Source organism: Streptomyces polygonati (genome assembly GCF_042650325.1).
Taxonomy (GTDB): domain Bacteria; phylum Actinomycetota; class Actinomycetes; order Streptomycetales; family Streptomycetaceae; genus Actinacidiphila; species Actinacidiphila polygonati.
Window position 1 is genome coordinate 702,604 of sequence record NZ_JBHSBB010000010.1, and the last position, 21,602, is coordinate 724,205.

General features: G+C 69.8%; 28 protein-coding genes. 2 read left to right on the forward strand and 26 right to left on the reverse strand.

Annotated elements, in window-relative coordinates; genetic code table 11:
- Nucleotides 1–51: 51 nt before the first annotated feature.
- Both ACFO3J_RS15775 and ACFO3J_RS15780 read right to left on the reverse strand, forming a co-directional pair.
- Nucleotides 52–1,491, reverse strand: a complete 1,440-nt coding sequence (locus ACFO3J_RS15775) for an NAD(P)H-hydrate dehydratase (RefSeq protein ID WP_386430015.1) — start codon at nucleotides 1,489–1,491, stop codon at nucleotides 52–54.
- Between the two features lie 193 nt (nucleotides 1,492–1,684).
- Entirely contained in the window at nucleotides 1,685–2,053 is a 369-nt protein-coding gene (locus tag ACFO3J_RS15780; RefSeq protein WP_386430016.1) for a holo-ACP synthase, read from the reverse strand.
- Between the two features lie 140 nt (nucleotides 2,054–2,193).
- Here ACFO3J_RS15780 and coaA point away from each other — a divergent pair, with 140 nt between their 5' ends.
- Nucleotides 2,194–3,201: a type I pantothenate kinase gene (coaA, locus tag ACFO3J_RS15785; RefSeq protein WP_386430017.1), complete on the forward strand. Its 1,008-nt coding sequence runs from the start codon at nucleotides 2,194–2,196 to the stop codon at nucleotides 3,199–3,201.
- 40 nt (nucleotides 3,202–3,241) lie between these two features.
- On the opposite strand, the gene glmM is transcribed toward coaA, so the two are convergent.
- The 4 genes from glmM to ACFO3J_RS15805 form a co-directional block, all read right to left on the reverse strand.
- A complete protein-coding gene (gene glmM / locus ACFO3J_RS15790) occupies nucleotides 3,242–4,600 on the reverse strand; it encodes a phosphoglucosamine mutase (protein ID WP_386430018.1) in 1,359 nt (452 codons plus the stop codon).
- 288 nt (nucleotides 4,601–4,888) lie between these two features.
- Nucleotides 4,889–5,404: a 30S ribosomal protein S9 gene (gene rpsI, locus ACFO3J_RS15795; RefSeq protein ID WP_386430019.1), complete on the reverse strand. Its 516-nt coding sequence runs from the start codon at nucleotides 5,402–5,404 to the stop codon at nucleotides 4,889–4,891.
- Between the two features lie 39 nt (nucleotides 5,405–5,443).
- Entirely contained in the window at nucleotides 5,444–5,887 is a 444-nt protein-coding gene (rplM, locus tag ACFO3J_RS15800; protein ID WP_386430020.1) for a 50S ribosomal protein L13, read from the reverse strand.
- Nucleotides 5,888–6,110: 223 nt separating this feature from the next.
- Nucleotides 6,111–7,733, reverse strand: a complete 1,623-nt coding sequence (locus tag ACFO3J_RS15805; RefSeq protein ID WP_386430021.1) for an ABC-F family ATP-binding cassette domain-containing protein — start codon at nucleotides 7,731–7,733, stop codon at nucleotides 6,111–6,113.
- Nucleotides 7,734–7,865: 132 nt separating this feature from the next.
- On the opposite strand from ACFO3J_RS15805, the gene ACFO3J_RS15810 reads away from it, so the two are divergent.
- Nucleotides 7,866–9,368, forward strand: coding sequence for a hypothetical protein (locus tag ACFO3J_RS15810; RefSeq protein ID WP_386430022.1), 1,503 nt, complete (start codon nucleotides 7,866–7,868; stop codon nucleotides 9,366–9,368).
- Between the two features lie 35 nt (nucleotides 9,369–9,403).
- Here ACFO3J_RS15810 and truA read toward each other — a convergent pair whose 3' ends face one another.
- The 20 genes from truA to rplX form a co-directional block, all read right to left on the reverse strand.
- Nucleotides 9,404–10,249: a tRNA pseudouridine(38-40) synthase TruA gene (gene truA / locus ACFO3J_RS15815; RefSeq protein WP_386430023.1), complete on the reverse strand. Its 846-nt coding sequence runs from the start codon at nucleotides 10,247–10,249 to the stop codon at nucleotides 9,404–9,406.
- Nucleotides 10,250–10,324: 75 nt separating this feature from the next.
- Nucleotides 10,325–10,867 carry a 50S ribosomal protein L17 gene (rplQ, locus tag ACFO3J_RS15820; protein WP_386430024.1) on the reverse strand — a complete coding sequence of 181 codons (543 nt, stop codon included), beginning with the start codon at nucleotides 10,865–10,867 and terminating at the stop codon, nucleotides 10,325–10,327.
- A 290-nt stretch (nucleotides 10,868–11,157) separates the two neighbouring features.
- A complete protein-coding gene (locus ACFO3J_RS15825; protein ID WP_033177813.1) occupies nucleotides 11,158–12,180 on the reverse strand; it encodes a DNA-directed RNA polymerase subunit alpha in 1,023 nt (340 codons plus the stop codon).
- A gap of 151 nt (nucleotides 12,181–12,331) precedes the next feature.
- Nucleotides 12,332–12,958, reverse strand: a complete 627-nt coding sequence (gene rpsD / locus ACFO3J_RS15830; RefSeq protein WP_386430025.1) for a 30S ribosomal protein S4 — start codon at nucleotides 12,956–12,958, stop codon at nucleotides 12,332–12,334.
- Nucleotides 12,959–12,984: 26 nt separating this feature from the next.
- Entirely contained in the window at nucleotides 12,985–13,389 is a 405-nt protein-coding gene (gene rpsK / locus ACFO3J_RS15835) for a 30S ribosomal protein S11 (protein ID WP_006376016.1), read from the reverse strand.
- A 69-nt stretch (nucleotides 13,390–13,458) separates the two neighbouring features.
- On the reverse strand, nucleotides 13,459–13,839 hold the full coding sequence (rpsM, locus tag ACFO3J_RS15840; protein ID WP_093742344.1) for a 30S ribosomal protein S13: 381 nt from the start codon (nucleotides 13,837–13,839) through the stop codon (nucleotides 13,459–13,461).
- A 189-nt stretch (nucleotides 13,840–14,028) separates the two neighbouring features.
- Nucleotides 14,029–14,142: a 50S ribosomal protein L36 gene (gene rpmJ / locus ACFO3J_RS15845; RefSeq protein ID WP_003956441.1), complete on the reverse strand. Its 114-nt coding sequence runs from the start codon at nucleotides 14,140–14,142 to the stop codon at nucleotides 14,029–14,031.
- Nucleotides 14,143–14,179: 37 nt separating this feature from the next.
- A complete protein-coding gene (gene infA, locus ACFO3J_RS15850; RefSeq protein WP_003956442.1) occupies nucleotides 14,180–14,401 on the reverse strand; it encodes a translation initiation factor IF-1 in 222 nt (73 codons plus the stop codon).
- 169 nt (nucleotides 14,402–14,570) lie between these two features.
- Complete coding sequence (gene map, locus ACFO3J_RS15855; RefSeq protein ID WP_386430026.1) at nucleotides 14,571–15,407, reverse strand: type I methionyl aminopeptidase; 837 nt, start codon at nucleotides 15,405–15,407, stop codon at nucleotides 14,571–14,573.
- Between the two features lie 115 nt (nucleotides 15,408–15,522).
- Nucleotides 15,523–16,176 (reverse strand): adenylate kinase, encoded by a 654-nt coding sequence (locus ACFO3J_RS15860; RefSeq protein WP_386430027.1) that lies wholly within the window; start codon nucleotides 16,174–16,176, stop codon nucleotides 15,523–15,525.
- Nucleotides 16,176–17,492, reverse strand: a complete 1,317-nt coding sequence (gene secY / locus ACFO3J_RS15865) for a preprotein translocase subunit SecY (RefSeq protein WP_386430028.1) — start codon at nucleotides 17,490–17,492, stop codon at nucleotides 16,176–16,178. Before secY ends, ACFO3J_RS15860 begins: the two co-directional genes overlap by 1 nt.
- Before the next feature lie 268 nt (nucleotides 17,493–17,760).
- On the reverse strand, nucleotides 17,761–18,213 hold the full coding sequence (gene rplO, locus ACFO3J_RS15870) for a 50S ribosomal protein L15 (protein ID WP_386430029.1): 453 nt from the start codon (nucleotides 18,211–18,213) through the stop codon (nucleotides 17,761–17,763).
- Between the two features lie 2 nt (nucleotides 18,214–18,215).
- Complete coding sequence (gene rpmD / locus ACFO3J_RS15875; protein ID WP_386430030.1) at nucleotides 18,216–18,398, reverse strand: 50S ribosomal protein L30; 183 nt, start codon at nucleotides 18,396–18,398, stop codon at nucleotides 18,216–18,218.
- Nucleotides 18,398–19,003 (reverse strand): 30S ribosomal protein S5, encoded by a 606-nt coding sequence (gene rpsE / locus ACFO3J_RS15880; protein WP_031524774.1) that lies wholly within the window; start codon nucleotides 19,001–19,003, stop codon nucleotides 18,398–18,400. The genes rpmD and rpsE overlap by 1 nt, the downstream gene beginning before the upstream one ends.
- A 41-nt stretch (nucleotides 19,004–19,044) precedes the next feature.
- Nucleotides 19,045–19,428 (reverse strand): 50S ribosomal protein L18, encoded by a 384-nt coding sequence (rplR, locus tag ACFO3J_RS15885; protein WP_386430031.1) that lies wholly within the window; start codon nucleotides 19,426–19,428, stop codon nucleotides 19,045–19,047.
- A 2-nt stretch (nucleotides 19,429–19,430) separates the two neighbouring features.
- Nucleotides 19,431–19,970, reverse strand: coding sequence for a 50S ribosomal protein L6 (gene rplF / locus ACFO3J_RS15890; protein ID WP_093742356.1), 540 nt, complete (start codon nucleotides 19,968–19,970; stop codon nucleotides 19,431–19,433).
- Nucleotides 19,971–19,991: 21 nt separating this feature from the next.
- Complete coding sequence (gene rpsH / locus ACFO3J_RS15895; protein WP_386430032.1) at nucleotides 19,992–20,390, reverse strand: 30S ribosomal protein S8; 399 nt, start codon at nucleotides 20,388–20,390, stop codon at nucleotides 19,992–19,994.
- A 130-nt stretch (nucleotides 20,391–20,520) separates the two neighbouring features.
- Nucleotides 20,521–20,706 carry a type Z 30S ribosomal protein S14 gene (locus ACFO3J_RS15900; RefSeq protein WP_030890724.1) on the reverse strand — a complete coding sequence of 62 codons (186 nt, stop codon included), beginning with the start codon at nucleotides 20,704–20,706 and terminating at the stop codon, nucleotides 20,521–20,523.
- 3 nt (nucleotides 20,707–20,709) lie between these two features.
- A complete protein-coding gene (rplE, locus tag ACFO3J_RS15905; RefSeq protein WP_386430033.1) occupies nucleotides 20,710–21,279 on the reverse strand; it encodes a 50S ribosomal protein L5 in 570 nt (189 codons plus the stop codon).
- Nucleotides 21,279–21,602 (reverse strand): 50S ribosomal protein L24, encoded by a 324-nt coding sequence (rplX, locus tag ACFO3J_RS15910; RefSeq protein ID WP_386430034.1) that lies wholly within the window; start codon nucleotides 21,600–21,602, stop codon nucleotides 21,279–21,281. The genes rplE and rplX overlap by 1 nt, the downstream gene beginning before the upstream one ends.

A 21,602-nucleotide genomic window follows, 5' to 3' on the forward strand; every position in this document is an offset into this window, starting at 1 on the left:
CCTTTTCCCTCTCCACGACCTCGCGGACCGGGTCCGGGCCGCCGTCCGGCGTCACGAGCGGACGTTCCGCCAGGCGGCGGGGATCGTGTCGGCGACATCCAGGGCGGACAGCGGGCCTTCGGCCAGCCGGGCGGACAGGCCGTGCAGGTAGGCGCCCACCGAGGCGGCGTCGCGGGGGTCGAGGCGGGCCGCCAGCAGGGAGCCGGTGAGGCCGGACAGCACATCGCCGCTGCCCGCCGTGGCGAGCCAGGCGGTGCCCGTGGGATTCACCCGAACCGGTGTGCCGTCCCGGGGGTCGGCGACCAGTGTCGTGGAGCCCTTGAGCAGCACGGTCGCGCCGAAGCGCGCGGCCAGCGTCCGTACCGCCTCCAGCCGGCGTGCCTCGACGTCCGCCCGGTCCCAGCCCAGCAGGGCGGCGGCCTCGCCGGCGTGCGGGGTCAGCAGGGTGGGCGCGGTCCGGCCCCGCACCCGCTCGGGGTCCAGCATCCGCAGGCCGTCGGCGTCCACCAGTACGGGTACGTCCGAGTCCAGCACCTCGCCCACCGTCGTCCGGGCCTGCGGGGTGTCGCCGAGCCCGGGGCCGACCACCCAGGCCTGGACGCGGCCCGCCTCGTGCGGCGACCCGGTGGACACCAGTGTCTCGGGGTGCCGCGCGAGCACCGCCTCACCGCCGGGCCCCACATAGCGCACCGCGCCCGCGCCGGCCCGCAGCGCGCCGGACACCGCGAGCACGGCCGCGCCGGGGTAGCGCTGCGAGCCGGCCGCGATCCCGACCACGCCCCGGGCGTACTTGTCGCTCTCGCCGGTCGGATCGGGCAGCAGGGCGGCGACGTCGGCGTGCTGGAGCGCTTCGAGTTCGGCCGCGCCGAGGTAGGGGTCCAGGCCGATGTCGACCAGCCGCAGCGCGCCGGCCAGTCCGGCGGCCGGGTCGATCAGCAGGCCGGGCTTGTACGTGCCGAAGGTGACGGTCACATCGGCGCGTACGGCGGCGCCCCGCACCTCCCCGGTGTCGGCGTCCACCCCGCTGGGCAGGTCGACGGCGACGATCGCCGCCCGGGCCTCGTAGGCGGCCTCCGCCAGCGACACGGCCGCCGGGCGCAGACCGCCCTTGCCGCCGATGCCGGTGATGCCGTCCAGCACCAGATGCGCCCGGGTGATCACCGCGGGCCCGTCCGCCGGGTGCACGGCCCGCCCGCCGGCCGCCAGCAGCGCGGCCAGCCCGCCTTCGTGCGTACGGTCCGACGCCAGCAGCACCGCGGTCACCGCGGCCCCGCGCTTCGCGAGCCGCGCCCCCGCGAACAGCGCGTCCCCACCGTTGGACCCGCTCCCCGCCAGCACCACCACCCGCGCCCCGTAGACCCGCCCCAGCACATCCCCGCACGCCGCGGCCAGTCCGGCCGCCGCCCGCTGCATCAAGGCCCCCTCCGGCACCCGCGCCATCAGTTCCCCCTCCGCCGCCCGCACCGCCTCCACACCGTGCCCATATCTCATCGCGAACCCTCCAGTCAGCGGTCAGCCCGACAATACGGACGCCGTGTGCCCGCTGCCACGCGACGCCACACGGCGGCGTCGTATATCCCGTCGCCTTATGCGGATTCCCGTACGAGACAGAGGTGGGCCATCGACGACCATGACGAGATCCGGAGCGCCGCCTGCCGCTGTCACGACGAGAGTTGACCCGCCCTCACCCTTCGGCGATGACCACCGCGGAGGCGATGCCCGCGTCGTGGCTCAAGGAGACGTGCCAGCCGGTGACGCCGAGGGTGGCGGCGCGGTTGGCGACGGTGCCGGTGACGGTGAGGCGGGGTTGGCCCGAGGGGGTGGTGGTGATCTCGGCGTCGAGCCAGTGGAGGCCGGGCGGGGCGCCCAGGGCCTTGGCGACGGCCTCCTTCGCGGCGAAGCGGGCGGCCAGGGAGGCGGTGCCGCGGCGTTCGCCGCTGGGGAGGTGCAGTTCGGCCGGGGTGAAGAGGCGTTCGGCCATACCGGGAGTGCGGGCCAGGGCCGCCTCGAAGCGGTTGATCTCGGCCACGTCGATACCGACTCCGACGATCATCCGACGATCACCCAACCGAACGCGCACATGCCCGACAGCTTAGGTGTGCCGCCCGTACCCGCGCATCGCGGGCGGCGGCGCCGGGGACCGCGCCCACGACTCCCGCCCCCGGCGCGCGGCGCCGGCCCGTCCCCTGGACAATGTCCCCCGTGCCGACGACCCCCGCCCCCGCCACCCCGTACGTCGATCTGACCCGGGACCAGTGGCGCACCCTGCGCGAACGCACCCCGCTGTCGCTCACCGCCGACGAGGTGGAGGGGCTGCGCGGGCTCGGCGACGTCGTCGACCTGGACGAGGTGGTGGACGTCTATCTGCCGCTGTCCCGGCTGCTGAACCTCTACATCGCCGCCCACAGCGGTCTGCGCGGCGCCCTCAACACCTTCCTCGGCGACCTCGCCGACGGCGGGCAGGGCCCGCAGCGGGGCACTCCCTTCGTCATCGGGGTGGCCGGCAGCGTCGCGGTGGGCAAGTCCACCACCGCCCGGCTGCTCCAGGCCCTGCTCGCCCGCCCCGAGACGCCGTCCGGCGCCGCTCCCGGGTCCGGGCACCGCCGGGTCGAACTCGTCACCACCGACGGCTTCCTGCTGCCCAACGCCGAACTCGACCGGCTCGGCCTGATGTCCCGCAAGGGCTTCCCGGAGTCCTACGACCGCCGCGCGCTGACCCGCTTCGTCGCCGACGTGAAATCGGGCAAGGACGAGGTCGGCGCCCCGGTCTACTCGCATCTCACCTACGACATCGTGCCCGGTGAGCGGCTTGTCGTCCGCCGCCCGGACATCCTCATCGTCGAGGGCCTGAATGTGCTCCAGCCCGCGCTGCCCGGCAAGGACGGCCGGACCAGGATCGGCCTGGCCGACCACTTCGACTTCAGCGTCTATGTGGACGCCCGCACCGAGGACATCGAGCAGTGGTATGTCGGGCGGTTCCGCGAACTACGGGCGACCGCCTTCCACGACCCGGACTCGTACTTCCGCAGGTTCACCGAGGTGCCGGAAGCCGAGGCGATGGACTACGCCGAGCTGATCTGGCGCACCGTCAACCTGGCGAATCTGGAGGAGAACGTGCTCCCGACCCGCGGCCGGGCCACCCTGGTGCTCCGCAAGGGCCCGGGCCACCGGGTGCAGCGGCTCAGCCTGCGCAAGCTCTAGCCCCGGCCCACCCCGGCCGACACCAGCACGGCGGCGGCTCCTACCCGAGCACCGACTTCACGACATCGGCCAGCCGCCCCGCCACCGTGCGGGCGTGATCGATGTCCGCGGCCTCCACCATCACCCGTACCAGCGGCTCCGTGCCCGACGGCCGCAGCAGCACCCGTCCGGTCGAGCCGAGTTCCGCCTCCGCCTCGACGACCGCCGCGGCCAGTTCGGCCGCCGAGTCCACCCGGCTCTTGTCGACGTCCGGCACATTGATCAGGACCTGCGGCAGCCGGCGCATCACCGTGGCCAGGTCGGCCAGGGTCCGCCCGGTCTCGGAGACCCGCGCGGCCAGCAGCAGCCCGGTCAGCGTGCCGTCGCCGGTGGTGGCGTGGTCCAGCACGATGACGTGCCCGGACTGCTCACCGCCCAGCGCGTAGCCGTGCTCCTTCATCGCCTCCAGCACATAGCGGTCGCCGACCGAGGTCGCCACGAAGTCGATGCCCTCGCGCTCCATCGCCAGCTTGAAGCCCAGGTTGGACATCACCGTGCCGACCACGGTGTTCTCCCGCAGGCCGCCGTGCTCGCGCAGCGACACCGCCAGGATCGCCATGATCTGGTCGCCGTCGACCTCCTGGCCGGCCCCGTCCACGGCCAGGCAGCGGTCCGCGTCGCCGTCGTGCGCAATGCCGAAGTCGGCGCCGTGCTCGACCACGGCCGCCTTGAGCAGCTCCAGGTGGGTGGAGCCGCAGCCGTCGTTGATGTTGAGCCCGTCGGGCTGGGCGCCGATCGTGATGATCTCGGCGCCGGCCCGGGAGAAGGCCTCCGGCGACACCCAGGAGGCCGCGCCGTTCGCCTCGTCCAGGACGATCTTCAGCCCGTCCAGACGGTTCGGCAGGACGCCGATCAGATGGGCGACGTACTGGTCGAAGCCCTCCTGATAGTCGCGGACCCGGCCGACACCGGCGCCGGTGGGGCGGTTCCAGGGCGCGCCGGTGCGGTGCTCGGCGTAGACCGCCTCGATCCGCTCCTCCAGCTCGTCGTCCAGCTTGTGGCCGCCGCGGGCGAGGAACTTCACGCCGTTGTCCGGCATCGCGTTGTGGCTGGCGGACAGCATCACGCCGAGGTCGGCGCCCAGCGCGCCGGTGAGATACGCCACCGCGGGGGTGGGCAGCACACCGACGCGCAGGACGTCCACGCCCGCGCTCGCGAGGCCCGCCACGACGGCGGCCTCCAGGAACTCGCCGGACGCCCGCGGGTCGCGGCCGACCACGGCCACCGGCCGGTGGCCTTCGAAGCCGCCCGCCTCGGCGAGTACATGCGCCGCCGCGACGGACAGGCCGAGCGCCAGCTCGGCGGTGAGGTCGGCGTTGGCGATGCCCCGCACCCCGTCGGTGCCGAAGAGTCGTCCCACAGTTGTTTCCTCCGATTACGTGCGAGGTGCGGCGGCTCGGCCGTACCGCGGGCCGCGCCGTCCGCGGGCGATGCCGTCACGGCTCGCGGGTACGGCCGGGCAACGGATGGCCGGTGCGGGTCGTGACCCCACCGAATACACCTCAGATACCACCACAGATATACGCCCCCGGTCGTACCACCACACATATACGCCCCGGGCGCGTAACACGAACGCCCCGGAGGCACCAGTGTGTCTCCGGGGCGTTCGGCACGCCGGGCGGGGTGGATCGCTGTCCCGCCGGAGGCGTCAGCGCTTGCTGAACTGCGGCGCCTTGCGGGCCTTCTTCAGACCGGCCTTCTTCCGCTCGACCGCGCGGTCGTCACGGGTGAGGAAGCCGGCCTTCTTCAGCGGGCCGCGGTTGTTGTCCACGTCCGCCTCGTTGAGCGCGCGGGCGACACCCAGGCGCAGCGCGCCCGCCTGGCCCGAGATGCCGCCGCCGTTGATCCGGGCGACGACGTCGTAGCGGTTGTCGAGTTCGAGCACCTTGAAGGGCTCGTTGACTTCCTGCTGGTGCACCTTGTTGGGGAAGTAGCCCTCAAGGGTGCGGCCGTTGATCTTCCACTTGCCGCTGCCCGGGATGATGCGGACGCGGGCGATGGACTGCTTGCGGCGGCCGGTGCCGGCGGCCGGCTGCGGGTCGCCGAAGCGGGACGCGAGCGACTCGGAGGTGTACTCCGACTCGACGGCCTCCGACTCGAAGGTCGTGATCTCGTCGTAGGACTCTTCGCCCTCGACGGGGGTCTCGGGAGTGGTCTCAGCCACGGTTCTCCTCAGATTCTTTCTGGTAGGCGGTGGCCGGGACTACTGCGCGACCTGGATGATCTCGAACGGCTGAGGCTGCTGCGCGGCGTGCGGGTGCTGGTCGCCCGAGTACACCTTCAGCTTCGAGAGCATCGCGCGGCCCAGGGTGTTCTTGGGGAGCATGCCCCGGACGGCCTTCTCGACCGCCTTCTCGGGGTGCTTGTCCAGCAGCTCGTCGTAACGCACGGAACGCAGACCGCCCGGGTACCCGGAGTGGCGGTAGGCCATCTTCTGGGTCTTCTTGTTGCCGGTCAGGTGCACCTTGTCGGCGTTGATGATGATGACGAAGTCACCGGTGTCGACATGCGGGGCGTAGATGGGCTTGTGCTTGCCCCGCAAAAGGGTGGCGGCCTGGGTCGCCAGACGGCCCAGGACGACGTCCCGGGCGTCGATGACGTGCCACTGGCGAGTTACATCGCCGGGCTTGGGGCTGAACGTACGCACGGTCGTAGCCTTCGCTTCTTCTCAGTGAATGTGTCCTGACAAGGCCACCCGGACGATCACGACAGCCCTGGCCGCCTTCGGGGACGCAACCCGTCGGCTTGCCGCTGTCCATCGGCCCGGTGAACCGGCGTAAGGGCCCCTCACGTGAGATAAGGCAAGCCAATACGCATAAGTTTCAAGGTATCAGGATAGCCAGCGGGGCCGTACGGGTCAAAACGCCGGCTCAGCGCTCACGCTCCACCCGCCGCTCGTCCCACACCGGTTCGGCCGACTCGCGCACCAGTCCGTCCGACCCGAACACCAGGTAACGGTCGAAGGAGCGGGCGAACCAGCGGTCGTGGGTGACCGCCAGCACCGTGCCGTCGTACGACTCCAGGCCCTCCTGGAGGGCCTCGGCGCTCTCCAGGTCCAGGTTGTCGGTGGGCTCGTCCAGCAGCAGCGCGGTGGTGCCGACCAGCTCCATCATCAGGATCTGGAAGCGGGCCTGCTGCCCGCCGGAGAGCTTGTCGAAAGGCTGATCGCCCTGCCGCTCCAGCTCGTAGCGCCGCAGTACGGACATCGCCCGGCCGCGGTCGCGGGCGTGCTCCGTCCACAGGATGTCCACCAGGGTGCGGCCCATCAGCTCGGGGTGCGCGTGCGTCTGGGCGAAGTGCCCCGCCACCACGCGGGCGCCCAGCTTGTACGTGCCGGTGTGCGCCACGCTGCCGTCCCCGGCCAGCAGCCGCAGGAAATGCGACTTGCCGGAGCCGTTGGAGCCCAGCACCGCGACCCGCTCGCCGTAGAAGACCTCCAGGTCGAACGGCTTCATCAGACCGGTCAGCTCCAGCCGCTCGCAGGTCAGCGCCCGCACCCCGGTACGGCCGCCCTTCAGCCGCATCCGGATGTCCTGCTCGCGCGGCGGCTCGGGCGGCGGCCCGGCGTCCTCGAAGCGCTTGAACCTGGTCTGCGCCGCGTGGTAGCGGGAGGCCATGTCGGGGCTGATGGACGCCTGCTGGCGCAGCCGCAGCACCATCGCCCGGAGCTTGGCGTGCTCCTCGTCCCAGCGGCGGCGCAGCTCCTCGAAGCGGGCGAACCGCTCCTTGCGCGCGTCGTGGAAGGTGGCGAAGCCGCCGCCGTGCACCCATACGTCACTGCCCGCGGGGCTGGGCTCGACGCTGACGATCCGCTGGGCCGAGCGGGCCAGCAGCTCGCGGTCGTGGCTGACGAACAGCACCGTCTTCTTGGTCTGGGCGAGCTGCTCCTCCAGCCAGCGCTTGCCGGGGACGTCCAGATAGTTGTCCGGCTCGTCCAGCAGCAGCACCTCGTCGGGGCCGCGCAGCAGGGCCTCCAGCACCAGGCGCTTCTGCTCACCGCCGGAGAGCGTCTTGACCTCGCGCCACTGCGCCCGCTCGTACGGCACGCCCAGCGCGGCCACGGTGCACATGTCCCAGAGCGTCTCGGCCTCGTAGCCGCGTGCCTCGGCCCACTCGCTGAGCGCGGTCGCGTACGCCATCTGGGCCGGCTCGTCGTCCTGCGCCATCATCGCCAGCTCGGCGACGTCGACCGCCTTGGCGGCCTCCTGGATACGCGGCCGGGCCACCGACACCAGCAGGTCGCGGACCGTGCGGTCGTCGCGGACGCTGCCGACGAACTGCCGCATCACGCCGAGGCCGCCGCTGACCGTGACGGTGCCGCTGTGCGGTTTGAGCTCACCGGCGATCAGCCGGAGCAGGGTGGTCTTGCCGGCGCCGTTGGGGCCCACCAGGGCCGCCACCGCGCCTTCGCCGACCCGGAACGAGACGTCGCCGAGCAGCGCCCGCCCGTCCGGCAGGTAGTAATCGATGTGCGCCGCTTCCACATGTCCCATGGCCTGGATTCTCCCCGGGACGGCTTATTCGTCCCAAGTCGTTTTCGCTGCGGCCGTCCCGGACCAGGCCCGGACCCTCCCGGATCCTTCCCGAATCACGGGCAGGCCCGGTCCGGCAATATGATGCGCGACATGACTGAAGGGCCCGGGCAGCAGCCACCACAGGATCCGCGTTCCAGTGCCGCAGAAAGCGCCCCGGACAGCGGGCGCGAGGGCAGGCGCGAGGTCCTGGAGGGACGAGTCATCCCCTCACGGTCGCAAGCGCAGCAGCAGTACGACGCGCGTCCGCCGCAGGCGGCGCCAACGGACGACCCGCGGCAGCACTTCGCCGCGCCGCCACCGCCGGGGCCCGAGTCGGGCACCGCGCCCCAGGCGCCGGCCGCCGGACCGGCCTGGAGCCCGCAGCAGGGCGGCGTACCCCAGCAGCAGGGGTATCCGGCCGGGCCGCAGGGCTACGCCCCGCAGCAGGCCGCCCAGGCGCCGCAGGGCCCGCGGATCCAGGAGCCGCCCGCGGCGTACGGTCCGGGCGGGCAGTTCGGCGGGCCGCAGCCGCAGGGCACGCAGGCCCAGCAGCCACCGGCCGCCGGCCCGCAGCCGCAGGGCATGCCGCCGCACGGTGCGCCGCCGCAGGCCCAGCGGGTCCGGCAGGCCCAGCAGGCTCCGCCGGTCGTTCCGGCCGGCCCCGCCCCGGCGCCGCAGGGCCAGCCGCCCGCGCAGGGCCTGAGCGGTCAGGCCGCCGTGCAGCAGCGCATCCAGCAGATACGCGAGGCCGCCGCGGCGGAAGAGGCGAGTGCCCCCCGCCCCACCGGCCGGCACTCCGCCGGCGGACCGCCGCGCGGCCCCGGCACCCCCGATTGGAGCGCGCTGGCCGATCAGCAGGCCGCGGCCGGCGCCCGCCGCCGCAAGGTCATGATGCTGACCGGCGGGATCGTGGCCGTCGCGGTCATCGCCGGCGGGGTGGCCGCCGCCGTGGTGCTGTCCGGCAAGAGCTCGGACGACAGCGCGGCCGGCACCTCGGCCTCCGCCAGCACGACCGCGAGCCAGCCGGCCCTGCCGCCGGCCCCCTCCTTCTCCTCGGTGGCCCCGCCGCCCCCGGCCAATCCGCTCGACTACCTGGGCTCGGCCGCCAAGGACAAGGCGCCGCTCACCCCGGCCTCGCTCTTCGCCGGCCAGCAGTTCGTGATGAACGGCCGCACCTACCTCAAGACCGTCTCGGCCACCACCACCAGCTGCGCGACCGCGGCCCGCGACGACGTGGCCGCCGGCCTGGCCGCCAACGGCTGCCGGCAGCTGCTCCGGGCGACCTACACCAACGGCACCCTGGCCGTCACCATCGGCATCGCCGTCTTCGACGACACCCCGCACGCGGCCAAGCTGCAGAAGACCGCCAAATACCTCGCCCCGCTCAACGGCGGCGGCGTCAAGGACTTCTGCCACGCGGTGGCCTGCCAGATGACCTCGAACACGGTGGGCCGCTACGCCTACTTCGCGATCTCCGGCCTGAGGAACGGCAAGACGCTCCCCCCGACCGACACCATCGGCAAGCGCGCCGCCAACGAAGCCTCGAACTTCGCCTTCCAGCGGATCATCCAGCGCGGCCGGGACGCGGCACTGGCCGATCCCAGCCGCGGCTGACCCGGCTGACAGGAACGCGAGGAACCGCCGGCGCCTTACGGGCAGCCGGGCAGCGTCCGCAGATTGCGGGCCTCCCGGCTGCGCGCGGCCAGCTGGTCGTCGGCCGGATAGCCGACCTCCTCAAGAGTGAGGCCGTGCGGACGCACCACATTGACGGCCGAGTGCCGCACCTTGCCCGCCAGCACCTCGCCGGGGAAGCCGGCCGGCTTGTGCCCGTCGCCGACCAGGATCATCGCCCCCACCAGCGCCCGCACCATGTTGTGGCAGAAGGCGTCCGCCCGCACCGTGGCCACCGCCACCCCCTGCGCGGACCGCTCCCAGCGCAGGTCCAGCAGCGTACGGATGGTGGTCGCGCCCTCGCGCTTCTTGCAGTACGCGGCGAAGTCGTGCTCCCCGAGCAGCAGTTCGGCCGCCTCGTTCATGGCGTCCACGTCCACCGGGCGGTCGTGCCACAGCACATGCCCGCGCAGCAGCGGATCGACGCCGCCGGGGTGATCGCCGACCCGGTACGCGTAGCGGCGCCAAACGGCCGAGAACCGCGCGTTGAACCCGGCCGGCGCCGCTGCCACCCGCCACACCCGTACGTCCCAGGGCAGCCGCCCGGCGAGCCGCCGCAGCAGCTTGTCCGACTCGGCGGCCCACACGTCCCGCGGCAGATCGACATGCGCCACCTGCCCGCGCGCGTGCACCCCGGCGTCGGTGCGCCCGGCGACCGTGAGCTCCACCGGCTCCCCCAGCCGCAGCACCGTACCGATCGCCGACTCCAGCTCGCCCTGCACCGTCCGCCGGCTGCGCTGCTTGGCCCACCCGGAGAACTCCGCCCCGTCGTAGGACAGATCCAGCCGCACCCGTACGAAGCCGGGCGCCGGGTCGTCGCTCACGCGTCACTCCTCGCTCCATGGGAAACGGGCCCGCACCCCAAGGGGTACGGGCCCGCCCGTCGGTCGTCAGGACGCTCAGGCGTCCTTGGACTCCTCGTCCTCGCCGGCCGCGGCCGCGTCGGCCGCCGGAGCGGCGTCCTGGACCTCGTCCTCGGCGGCCGGGGCCGCGTCCGTGGCGGCCTCGTCCTTCGTGAGCGAGTCTTCCTTCACCGCGCGCTTGGTGGCCGCTTCGGCCTCACCGGTGGCCTCCTGGGCCACGGTCAGCGCCTCCACCAGCTCGATGACCGCCATCGGCGCGTTGTCGCCGCGGCGGTTGCCGATCTTGGTGATACGGGTGTAGCCACCGGGGCGGTTCTCGTAGCGCGGCGCGATCTCGGTGAAGAGCGTGTGCACGACGCTCTTGTCGGTGATCGTCTGCAGCACCTGGCGACGGTTGTGGATGTCGCCCTTCTTCGCCTTGGTGATCAGGCGCTCCGCGACCGGACGCAGCCGGCGCGCCTTGGCCTCGGTGGTCTTGATGCGGCCGTGCTCGAAGAGCGAGCGCGCGAGGTTCGCGAGCAGCAGCTTCTCGTGCGCGGCGCCGCCGCCCAGACGGGCACCCTTGGCGGGCTGAGGCATGTCGTTCTCCTTCTACGCTGCACCGGCCGTGTCAGGTACCGATGTCAGTACGGGCCGGCGGCTGCCGGCTCGTCGGTGTCCGGGGCTCGCACCCCGGACGGCGCCCCCGCAGGGGCGCGGAAAACTGCGCGGCCCGCCACGACGCGGCCCGCGGGTCGTCACCGACCCGGAGGGGCTGTCGCTGTCGAATCCGGGCCACCGGCCGGTGGCCGGTTGCTCGCGCAGTTCCTCGCGCCCCTGACGGGGCGCAATCAGCCGACCTCGGCCACCAGGGGCCGGGGTCAGAGAATTTAATACTGCTCGGTCTCCACGAAGCCGGCGTCCACGTCGTCGTCCGCGCCGAAGGCGTCCGCCGCCGCGGTCGGGTCGAATCCGGGGGGGCTGTCCTTGAGGGCCAGGCCCATGCCGGCCAGCTTCGCCTTGACCTCGTCGATCGACTTCGCGCCGAAGTTGCGGATGTCGAGCAGGTCCGCCTCGGAGCGGGCCACCAGCTCGCCCACCGAGTGGATGCCCTCGCGCTTGAGGCAGTTGTAGGAGCGGACGGTGAGTTCCAGCTCCTCGATCGGCAGCGCCAGATCCGCGGCCAGGGCGGCGTCCGTGGGGGACGGACCCATGTCGATGCCCTCGGCGTCGACGTTCAGCTCGCGGGCCAGGCCGAACAGCTCGACCAGGGTCTTGCCGGCCGACGCCATCGCGTCACGCGGCCGCATGGCCTGCTTGGTCTCGACGTCGACGATCAGCTTGTCGAAGTCGGTGCGCTGCTCGACACGGGTCGCCTCGACCTTGTACGTGACCTTGAGCACCGGGCTGTAGATGGAGTCGACCGGGATCCGGCCGATCTCCTGGCCCTGCTGCTTGTTCTGCACCGCGGAGACGTAGCCGCGACCGCGCTCGACGGTCAGCTCCATCTCCAGCTTGCCCTTGGCGTTCAGGGTGGCGAGCACCAGGTCGGGGTTGTGCACCTCGACACCGGCCGGCGGCGCGATGTCGGCGGCGGTGACGACACCCGGGCCCTGCTTGCGCAGGTACATCACGACCGGCTCGTCGTGCTCCGAGGAGACGACGAGCTGCTTGATGTTGAGGATGACGTCGGTGACGTCCTCCTTGACGCCCGGCACGGTGGTGAACTCGTGCAGGACCCCGTCGACCCGGATCGAGGTGACCGCGGCACCCGGGATCGAGGACAGGAGGGTACGGCGCAGGGAGTTGCCGAGGGTGTATCCGAAGCCCGGCTCCAGCGGCTCGATCACGAACCGGGAGCGGAACTCGTCGACGACCTCTTCGGTCAACGAGGGACGCTGAGCGATCAGCATGTGTGAAGTCCTTCAGTCGTGGACGCCCGCTATTTGACGCCCGCCGTATTACGAGGGTACGGGCGGTACGAGCGCGACCCGTGGAAGCGGGGAAGAGCCGTACCGCCCGTGACCGTGTGCAGCTGCTCCGTTTACCTGGAGTGACCCGGGCTTACTTGGAGTAGAGCTCGACGATCAGCTGCTCCTGCACCTGGGTGTCGATCACCTGGCGCTCGGGCATGCTGTGCACGAGGATCCGCAGCTTGCCGGCGTTGGCTTCGAGCCAGGCCGGCACCGTCTTGTCGCCGGCCTCGCCCTGCGCCACCGCGAACGGGGTCAGGTTGCGGGACCGCTCGCGGACCTCGACGATGTCGTTCACGGCCACGCGAGCCGACGGGATGTCGTTCTTGCGGCCGTTGACGGTGATGTGTCCGTGACGGACCAGCTGACGGGCGTGGTCGCGGGACTTGGCGAAGCCGGCCCGGTACACCACGTTGTCGAGGCGGGTCTCAAGGATGCGCAGAAGGTTCTCACCGGTCTTGCCGGTCTTCTGGTTCGCTTCCTTGTAGTAGTTCACGAACTGCTTCTCGAGGACACCGTAGATCCGCGCGCACTTCTGCTTCTCACGCAGCTGAAGCAGGTACTCGCTGTCCTTGGTGCGCCCGCGTCCGTGCTCACCCGGGGGGTAAGGACGGATCTCGATCGGGCACTTCGCGCTCTCGCACTTCGCTCCCTTGAGGAAGAGCTTCTGCTTCTCCCGACGGCAACGCTTGCAGTCGGCCCCGGTGTATCGCGCCATGGTCTAGTTCTCCTGTTATTCGCTGGTCAGACGCGGCGGCGCTTCGGCGGGCGGCAGCCGTTGTGCGGGGTCGGGGTGACGTCCTGGATCGAGCCGACCTCCAGGCCGGTGGCCTGGAGGGAGCGGATCGCGGTCTCCCGGCCGGAGCCGGGGCCCTTGACGAAGACGTCCACCTTGCGCATGCCGTGCTCCTGCGCCCGGCGGGCGGCCGACTCGGCGGCCATCTGCGCGGCGAAGGGGGTGGACTTGCGCGAGCCCTTGAAGCCGACGTGACCGGCGGAGGCCCAGGAGATCACATTCCCGGCAGGGTCGGTGATCGAGACGATGGTGTTGTTGAACGTGCTCTTGATGTGGGCGTGCCCATGAGCGACGTTCTTCTTTTCCTTGCGGCGCACCTTCTTGGCTGCGCCCTGACGGCCCTTAGGAGGCATGTGTCGGTTTCTCCCGGTGGAGGTGGTCGGTCCTACAGCGAAGACCGCTGATGGGCGTCCGGCTGAGGACTACTTCTTGCCCGGCTTCTTCTTGCCGGCGATGGCGCGACGCGGGCCCTTGCGGGTGCGGGCGTTGGTGTGAGTGCGCTGGCCGTGGACCGGCAGGCCCCGGCGGTGACGCAGACCCTGGTAGCAGCCGATCTCGACCTTGCGGCGGATGTCGGCCTGGATTTCGCGACGGAGGTCACCCTCGGTCTTGAAGTTGGAGTCCACGTACTCACGGAGCTTCACGAGGTCTTCCTCGGAAAGGTCGCGGACGCGGACGTCGGGGCTCACACCGGTCTCCTGCAGCACTTCCTGGGAGCGGGAGCGCCCGATGCCGAAGACGTAGGTGAGGGCGATCTCCACGCGCTTCTCGCGCGGGAGGTCGACGCCTGAAAGGCGTGCCATTTTCTGGGCTCCTGATGTTTTCGGAGGTCTTCCGCAGCACCGGCTCCCCGTCCGCCGTACCAGGTACGGACCGGGTCCCCGGCCTCCACCGGGGGTGTCATCCCCTCGATCAGGGGATGGGTGACTGCGTATCTGCGGGTGTGCGTCGCGCGAAACTCTGCGAAGGCAGGTGGTAGGTGGTCGGCTGCGTCAGCCCTGGCGCTGCTTGTGGCGCAGGTTGTCGCAGATGACCATGACCCGGCCGTGGCGGCGGATCACCTTGCACTTGTCGCAGATCTTCTTGACGCTCGGCTTGACCTTCATGGTCTGGTTCTCCGGGTCTTGTTAGATCCACAAGCGGTTACTTGTATCGGTAGACGATCCGTCCGCGCGTCAGGTCGTAGGGAGACAGCTCCACGACGACCCGGTCATCCGGGAGGATGCGGATGTAGTGCATCCGCATCTTGCCGCTGATGTGCGCGAGGACCTTGTGACCGTTCTGCAGCTCCACCTTGAACATCGCGTTCGGCAGAGACTCGATCACGGTGCCCTCGATTTCGATGGCGCCTTGCTTTTTGGCCATGTCCTACTTTCGGGATCGGCTACCGGGGGCCGGCTCCGGGACATGCCGGAAGACACGCGAGAGCCGACGTATGAGTCTACGTCACGCCCCTCGGAAAGACGAATCAGGCGAGTATGCCCACCCGACAAGATCACTAAGCGGTGCCGCTGCTCCTCGTGTGAGGGATCTCTCAGCCCAGCGGATCGGGCGCGGTGGTGATCCCGTACTCGGCCAGCTTGGCCCTGCCCCCGTCGGGGGCGGTCAGCACGATCGGGCCCTCTTCGGTCAGGGCGATCGAGTGCTCCCAGTGGGAGGCCCAGGAGCCGTCGTCGGTCCGGACCGTCCACTCGTCGTCCATCACATGAGTGGCCGGGGAGCCCAGCGTCACCATCGGCTCGATGGCCAGGCAGACGCCCGGCACCAGCTTGATGCCGCGGCCCCGTTTCTTGGAGACGTAGTTCAGCAGGTGCGGGTCCATGTGCATCTCGCTGCCGATGCCGTGGCCGCCGTAGTCCTCGACGATGCCGTACTTCCCGGAGGACGGGCGCGGCTGGCGGCGGATGTACGACTCCACGGCCCGCGAGATGTCCTCCAGCCGGTGGCCCTTGCGGAAGGCGGCGATGCCGGCCCACATGGACTCCTCGGTGACCCGGCTCAGCTCGATCAGCGCGGGGGCGTGCCCGCCGCCGACGAAGCAGGTGACGGCGGCGTCGCCGTGCCAGCCGTCCACGATCGCGCCGGCGTCGATCGAGATGATGTCGCCGTCCTTGAGCACGGTCCTGCGGTCCGGGATGCCGTGCACCACCACGTCATTGACCGAGGTGCAGATGTTGCCGGGGAAGCCGCCGTAGCCCAGGAAGTTCGGTTTGGCGCCGTGGTCGGCGATCACCTTGGCGGCGATCTCGTCCAGGTCCTTGGTACTCACGCCGGGCACCGCGGCGGCCGTCGTCGCCTCGTGGATCGCCGCGACGACCAGGCCCGCGGCACGCATTCTCGCGATCTGCTCCGGGGTCTTGATCTCCACCATCGCCGCCGACGCCCTCCTTGTGTCCGTACGTCCGTTCAACCCGTTCAACCATACGGCCGTGGCGCCCTGAGGGGCACCACGGCCGACCGGCACGTACGGGGACCTGCTCGGGGACTTACTCGGCGCGCCGCAGCGCGTCCATCGCCCGCTGGGTGACCTCGGGCACGGCTCCGAGCGCCGAGATGGTCACCACCAGGTCCTGCTGCTTGTAGTAGTCGATGATCGGCTCGGTCTCACGGTGGTAGACCTCCAGCCGGTTGCGCACGGTCGCCTCGGTGTCGTCGTCGCGCTGGTACAGCTCGCCGCCGCACTCGTCGCAGACGCCGTCGGTCTTCGGCTTCTTGTACTCCACGTGGAAGACGTGATCGCTGCGCTTCCGGCAGATCCGGCGGCCGGCGATCCGCTTGACCACCTCGGCCTCCGGCACCTCGAGATCGAGCACGCCGTCCAGCGAGATGCCGTTGCGCTCCAGATAGGCGTCCAGCGCCCGTGCCTGGTTCTCGTTCCGCGGGAAACCGTCGAGCAGGAAGCCCTCCGCCGCGTCGGCCTGGTCGAGCCGGTCCTCCGCCATCCCGATGGTCACCTCGTCGGGCACCAGGTCCCCGGCGTCCATGAACGCCTTCGCCTGTTTGCCGAGCTCGGTGCCCTGGCTGATGTTGGCGCGGAACAGGTCGCCCGTGGAGATGTGCGGGATCGACAGGTTCTTGGCGAGGTACGCGGCCTGCGTCCCCTTGCCGGCCCCTGGCGGCCCGACCAGGACGATTCGCATCAGCGGAGGAACCCTTCGTAGTTACGCTGCTGGAGCTGGCTCTCGATCTGCTTCACGGTTTCCAGGCCGACACCCACGATGATGAGGATGCTGGTGCCGCCCAACGGGAAGTTGGTACTGCTCCCGTTGAAGATCGCGATCGCGATCGTCGGAACGAGGGCGATGAGACCCAGGTACAGCGCGCCCGGCCACGTGATGCGGTTGAGCACGTAACTGAGGTACTCGGCGGTGGGCCGGCCGGCCCGGATACCGGGGATAAACCCACCATACTTCTTCATATTGTCCGCGACTTCCTCGGGGTTGAAGGAGATCGCGACGTAGAAGAAGGCGAAGAAGACGATCAGGAAGAAGTAGAGCGCCATGTACGCCGGGTGGTCGCCCTTGGTCAGGTTCTGGCTGATCCACTGGGCCCAGCCGGCCTTCGACCCGGAGAACTGGACGATCAGCGCCGGGATGTAGAGCAGCGACGAGGCGAAGATGACCGGGATGACACCCGCCTGGTTGACCTTCAGCGGGATGTACGTCGAGGTGCCGCCGTACGACCGCCGGCCGATCATGCGCTTGGCGTACTGCACCGGGATGCGCCGCTGGGCCTGTTCGACGAACACCACCAGGCCCACCATCGCCAGGCCGATCGCGATCACCGCGAGGAACTCGACCCAGCCGCCGGCGATCTTGCCGGCGACCTTGATCGCCCACAGGGAGCCGGGGAAGCCGGCCGCGATGGCGACGAACATCAGGATCGACATGCCGTTGCCGATGCCGCGGTCGGTGATCAGCTCACCGAGCCACATGATCATCACGGTACCGGCCGTCATGCAGGTGACCATGGTGACCGTGGTGAAGATCGACTGGTTGGGCACGATCTGGTTGGCCGACTGGCAGTTCGAGAACAGGCTGCCGGAGCGGGCGGTGGCGACCAGGCCCGTGCCCTGCAGCACGGCCAGCGCGACCGTCAGGTACCGGGTGTACTGGGTGATCTTCGTGGTACCGGCCTGGCCCTCCTTCTTGAGGGCTTCGAGGCGTGGGATGACCACGGTGAGCAGCTGCAAGATGATGCTGGCCGTGATGTACGGCATGATCCCGAGCGCGAAGATCGTCAACTGGAGCAGCGCGCCACCGCTGAACAGGTTGACCAGACCGAAGAGGCTGTTGCCGCCCTTCGTGTCCTTGATGCACTCGTTGACCACTGTGTAGTCGATACCGGGCACCGGGACATGCGCACCCAGGCGGTAGACCACCATGATGCTGAGTGTGAACAGCAGCTTCTTGCGCAGGTCGGGCGTCCTGAACGCCCGGGCGAACGCGGTGAGCACGGTGCCTCCTGCACCCCCCGCGCGCGGCGGAAGGACGGTCTGGATGAGTTTCTGACGGGAACGGGCGGCTTACTCGCTGTCACACCTGCGGAAACAGACAGGCTTTCGGAGAATAACAGCGCTTGCCACCCTACCCGCGGGGCAGGCTCCCTAGGAATGACCAATCGACCAGCAATCAGCCGGGGTTCGGTCAAGGAAATCCACCCAAAGAACGACCGGGGACGCCCCCAGGTGCTGGGCATCCCCGGTCGGGTGTGTGACAAAAGCCTCAGACGAGCTCGGTCACGGTACCGCCGGCGGCGGTGATCTTCTCCTTGGCGGAGCCGGAGGCCGCGTCAACGGTCACCGTCAGCGCCACCGAGATCTCGCCGGTGCCGAGCACCTTGACGAGCTCGTTCTTCCGTACCGCACCCTTGGCGACCAGGTCGGCTACGGTGACCTCGCCACCCTCGGGGTAGAGGACGGCGAGCTTGTCCAGGTTGACGACCTGGTACTCGGTACGGAACGGGTTCTTGAAGCCCTTGAGCTTCGGGAGCCGCATGTGGAGGGGCATCTGCCCGCCCTCGAAGCGCTCCGGAACCTGGTAGCGGGCCTTGGTGCCCTTGGTGCCACGGCCGGCCGTCTTGCCCTTGGAGCCCTCGCCTCGACCCACGCGGGTCTTGGCGGTCTTGGCGCCCGGGGCCGGACGGAGGTTGTGGAGCTTGATCGGGTTGTCGCCCATGATCAGTCGACCTCCTCGACCGTGACCAGGTGGCGGACGGTCTGCACCATGCCGCGGATCTCCGGGCGGTCTTCCTTGACCACCACGTCGTTCATCCGCTTCAGGCCGAGCGAGCGCAGGGTGTCACGGTGGTTCTGCTTGCTGCCGATGTAGGACTTGGTCTGGGTGACCTTGAGACGCGCCATCACACACCAACTCCGGCACGAGCGCGCAGCAGTGCGGCCGGCGCGACGTCCTCGATCGGCAGACCGCGGCGGGCCGCGATCTCCTCGGGCCGCTGAAGGCCCTGCAGAGCGGCCACCGTGGCGTGCACGATGTTGATCGCGTTGTCCGAGCCGAGGCTCTTGGACAGCACGTCGTGGATGCCCGCGCACTCCAGCACGGCGCGCACCGGGCCACCGGCGATCACACCGGTACCGGGCGACGCCGGCTTGAGCAGCACGACGCCCGCGGCCTTCTCACCCTGGATCGGGTGCGGGATGGTGCCCTGGATACGGGGGACCTTGAAGAAGTGCTTCTTGGCCTCCTCAACACCCTTGGCGATGGCGGCCGGCACCTCCTTGGCCTTGCCGTAACCGACACCCACGGTGCCGTCACCATCGCCCACCACGACCAGCGCGGTGAAGCTGAAGCGACGACCACCCTTCACAACCTTGGCGACGCGGTTGATCGCGACGACCCGTTCGACGTAGGCGGTCTTCTCGGCCTGCTGGCCACCGTCCCGTCGGTCCTTGCGGTCCCGTCGCTCGCCGCCACCGGCACCGCTTCCGCGGCGCTGGGGTCCAGCCATTGGATTACCTCTCTTCGTTGTCCATCAGCTACGGAACCGGATCAGAACTTCAGACCGGCTTCGCGGGCGGCGTCCGCCAGGGCGGCGATGCGCCCCGCGTACTGGTTGCCGCCACGGTCGAACACGACTGCCTCGACGCCCTTGGCCTTGGCACGCTCGGCCACAAGCTGGCCGACCTGCTTGGCCTTGGCGCTCTTGTCGCCTTCGCCGCCACGGATGGACGTGTCGAGGGTCGACGCCGACGCGAGCGTGTGGCCCGCGAGGTCGTCGACGACCTGCGCCACGATGCCGCGGTTGGACCGCGTCACCACCAGGCGCGGACGCTCGGCCGTACCGGACACGCGCTTGCGCACCCGGATGTGGCGCCGCTTGATGGCGGCGGCCTTGTACGCCTTGCCCTTGGCGATCTTCACACCGTATGCCATGACTACTTACCGGCCTTTCCGACCTTGCGGCGGATGACTTCGCCGGCGTACTTGACACCCTTGGCCTTGTACGGGTCGGGCTTGCGCAGCTTACGGATGTTGGCGGCCACTTCGCCGACCTTCTGCTTGTCGATCCCCTCGACCGAGAACTTGACCGGGGACTCGACCTTGAAGGAGATGCCCTCGGGGGCCTCGACGAGGATGGGGTGGCTGTATCCGAGCGCGAACTCCAGGTTGGAGCCCTTCGCCTGGACGCGGTAGCCGACACCGCTGATCTCGAGTGACTTGCTGTAGCCCGCGGTCACGCCGGTGATCATGTTCGCCACCAGCGTGCGGGACAGGCCGTGCAGGGCCTTCGAGACACGCTCGTCGTTGGGGCGGGTGACGTGCAGAATGCCGTCCTCGCCCTTCGCGATCTCGATCGGCGCGGCGACGGTGTGGGTGAGCGAGCCCTTGGGGCCCTTCACCGCGACCGTGCGGCCGTCGATGGTGACGTCCACTCCGGCGGGAACCGAGATGGGCAGCTTGCCGATGCGCGACATTGCTCTACCTCTCTTTCCCGGTTACCAGACGTAGGCGAGGACTTCCCCACCCACGCCCTTCTTCTGCGCCTGCTGGCCGGTGAGCAGACCGTGGGACGTGGAGATGATCGCCACGCCCAGGCCGCCGAGCACCCTCGGCAGGTTGGTGGACTTCGCGTAGACCCGCAGACCCGGCTTGCTGATCCGCTTGATGCCCGCGATCGAACGCTGCCGCTCCGGACCGAACTTCAGCTCGAGAACGAGGTTCTTGCCGACCTCGGCGTCCTCGACCTTCCAGCCGGTGATGTAACCCTCCTGCTGGAGGATCTCCGCGATGTGCGACTTGATCTTGCTGAACGGCATCTCGACATCGTCGTGGTACGCCGAGTTCGCGTTACGCAGACGGGTCAGCATGTCTGCGATGGGGTCGGTCATGGTCATGAGTTGGCCCTGGGCCTCTCTCGCCGGGGTTTCCTGTCTGCTCCGTCCCTCTCCCCCGGCCGGAGCCGGGGACGGGTGTGGTGCGGGGACCTACGGCGTAGTGGATCGGTCCTGGTTCCCTTTGATGGGATTACCAGGAGCTCTTGGTCACGCCCGGCAGTTCACCGCGGTGGGCCATCTCACGAAGGCACACACGGCACAGGCCGAACTTGCGGTAGACGGAGTGCGGCCGGCCACAACGCTGGCAGCGGTTGTACGCCCGCACAGCGAACTTGGGCTTGCGGGCGGCCTTGGCAATGAGAGCCTTCTTCGCCACGGCTCACGCCTCCTTGAACGGGAAGCCGAGGTGACGAAGGAGGGAACGGCCCTCATCGTCGTTGGTCGCCGTGGTGACCACGGTGATGTCCATACCCCGGACGCGGTCGATCTTGTCCTGGTCGATCTCGTGGAACATGACCTGCTCCGTCAGACCGAAGGTGTAGTTGCCCCGGCCGTCGAACTGCTTCGGCGACAGGCCGCGGAAGTCGCGGATACGCGGCAGCGCCAGCGACAGCAGCCGGTCCAGGAACTCCCACATCCGGTCACCGCGCAGCGTGACGTGCGCGCCGATCGGCTGACCCTCGCGCAGCTTGAACTGCGCGATGGACTTGCGAGCCTTGGTGACCTGCGGCTTCTGACCGGTGATCGTGGCGAGGTCGCGGATGGCGCCCTCGATCAGCTTGGAGTCGCGGGCGGCGTCGCCCACACCCATGTTGACCACGATCTTGGTGAGACCCGGGATCTGCATGACGTTCGCGTACTTGAACTCTTCACGCAGCTTGCCCGTGATCTCCTCACGGTAGCGCGCCTTGAGCCGCGGCTGGGCGTGCGTGGTTTCGGTGGCAGTCATCAGATGTCCTCACCGGTCCGCTTGGCAACGCGGATCTTGTTGCCCTCGTCGTCGAAGCGGTAGCCGACGCGCGTCACGACCTTCTTCCCGTCCTTCTCGACAACCAACTGCACGTTGCTGATGTGGACGGGCGCCTCGGTGGTGATGATGCCGCCGGTCTTGGAACCGCGGTCGGTCTGGCCGGCCTTGGTGTGCTTCTTGACCCGGTTGACACCCTCGACCAGCACGCGGTCCTCGCGGGGGTAGGCCACGATGACCTTGCCCTGCTTGCCGCGGTCCTTACCGGTGATGACCTGGACCAGGTCGCCCTTCTTGATCTTCAT

What these genes read in the sequence shown, in the direction of transcription:
- ACFO3J_RS15775 (WP_386430015.1), bottom strand. Translation starts at nt 1,491, where the DNA reads ATGAGATATGGGCACGGTGTGGAGGCGGTGCGGGCGGCGGAGGGGGAA.
- ACFO3J_RS15780 (WP_386430016.1), bottom strand. Translation starts at nt 2,053, where the DNA reads ATGATCGTCGGAGTCGGTATCGACGTGGCCGAGATCAACCGCTTCGAG.
- coaA (WP_386430017.1), top strand. Translation starts at nt 2,194, where the DNA reads ATGTCCCCCGTGCCGACGACCCCCGCCCCCGCCACCCCGTACGTCGAT.
- ACFO3J_RS15805 (WP_386430021.1), bottom strand. Translation starts at nt 7,733, where the DNA reads ATGGGACATGTGGAAGCGGCGCACATCGATTACTACCTGCCGGACGGG.
- ACFO3J_RS15810 (WP_386430022.1), top strand. Translation starts at nt 7,866, where the DNA reads ATGACTGAAGGGCCCGGGCAGCAGCCACCACAGGATCCGCGTTCCAGT.
- rplQ (WP_386430024.1), bottom strand. Translation starts at nt 10,867, where the DNA reads ATGCCTCAGCCCGCCAAGGGTGCCCGTCTGGGCGGCGGCGCCGCGCAC.
- ACFO3J_RS15825 (WP_033177813.1), bottom strand. Translation starts at nt 12,180, where the DNA reads ATGCTGATCGCTCAGCGTCCCTCGTTGACCGAAGAGGTCGTCGACGAG.
- rpsD (WP_386430025.1), bottom strand. Translation starts at nt 12,958, where the DNA reads ATGGCGCGATACACCGGGGCCGACTGCAAGCGTTGCCGTCGGGAGAAG.
- rpsK (WP_006376016.1), bottom strand. Translation starts at nt 13,389, where the DNA reads ATGCCTCCTAAGGGCCGTCAGGGCGCAGCCAAGAAGGTGCGCCGCAAG.
- rpsM (WP_093742344.1), bottom strand. Translation starts at nt 13,839, where the DNA reads ATGGCACGCCTTTCAGGCGTCGACCTCCCGCGCGAGAAGCGCGTGGAG.
- rpmJ (WP_003956441.1), bottom strand. Translation starts at nt 14,142, where the DNA reads ATGAAGGTCAAGCCGAGCGTCAAGAAGATCTGCGACAAGTGCAAGGTG.
- infA (WP_003956442.1), bottom strand. Translation starts at nt 14,401, where the DNA reads ATGGCCAAAAAGCAAGGCGCCATCGAAATCGAGGGCACCGTGATCGAG.
- map (WP_386430026.1), bottom strand. Translation starts at nt 15,407, where the DNA reads ATGGTGGAGATCAAGACCCCGGAGCAGATCGCGAGAATGCGTGCCGCG.
- ACFO3J_RS15860 (WP_386430027.1), bottom strand. Translation starts at nt 16,176, where the DNA reads ATGCGAATCGTCCTGGTCGGGCCGCCAGGGGCCGGCAAGGGGACGCAG.
- rplO (WP_386430029.1), bottom strand. Translation starts at nt 18,213, where the DNA reads ATGGGCGACAACCCGATCAAGCTCCACAACCTCCGTCCGGCCCCGGGC.
- rpmD (WP_386430030.1), bottom strand. Translation starts at nt 18,398, where the DNA reads ATGGCGCGTCTCAAGGTCACCCAGACCAAGTCCTACATCGGCAGCAAG.
- rpsE (WP_031524774.1), bottom strand. Translation starts at nt 19,003, where the DNA reads ATGGCTGGACCCCAGCGCCGCGGAAGCGGTGCCGGTGGCGGCGAGCGA.
- rplR (WP_386430031.1), bottom strand. Translation starts at nt 19,428, where the DNA reads ATGGCATACGGTGTGAAGATCGCCAAGGGCAAGGCGTACAAGGCCGCC.
- rplF (WP_093742356.1), bottom strand. Translation starts at nt 19,970, where the DNA reads ATGTCGCGCATCGGCAAGCTGCCCATCTCGGTTCCCGCCGGAGTGGAC.
- rpsH (WP_386430032.1), bottom strand. Translation starts at nt 20,390, where the DNA reads ATGACCATGACCGACCCCATCGCAGACATGCTGACCCGTCTGCGTAAC.
- rplE (WP_386430033.1), bottom strand. Translation starts at nt 21,279, where the DNA reads ATGACTGCCACCGAAACCACGCACGCCCAGCCGCGGCTCAAGGCGCGC.
- rplX (WP_386430034.1), bottom strand. Translation starts at nt 21,602, where the DNA reads ATGAAGATCAAGAAGGGCGACCTGGTCCAGGTCATCACCGGTAAGGAC.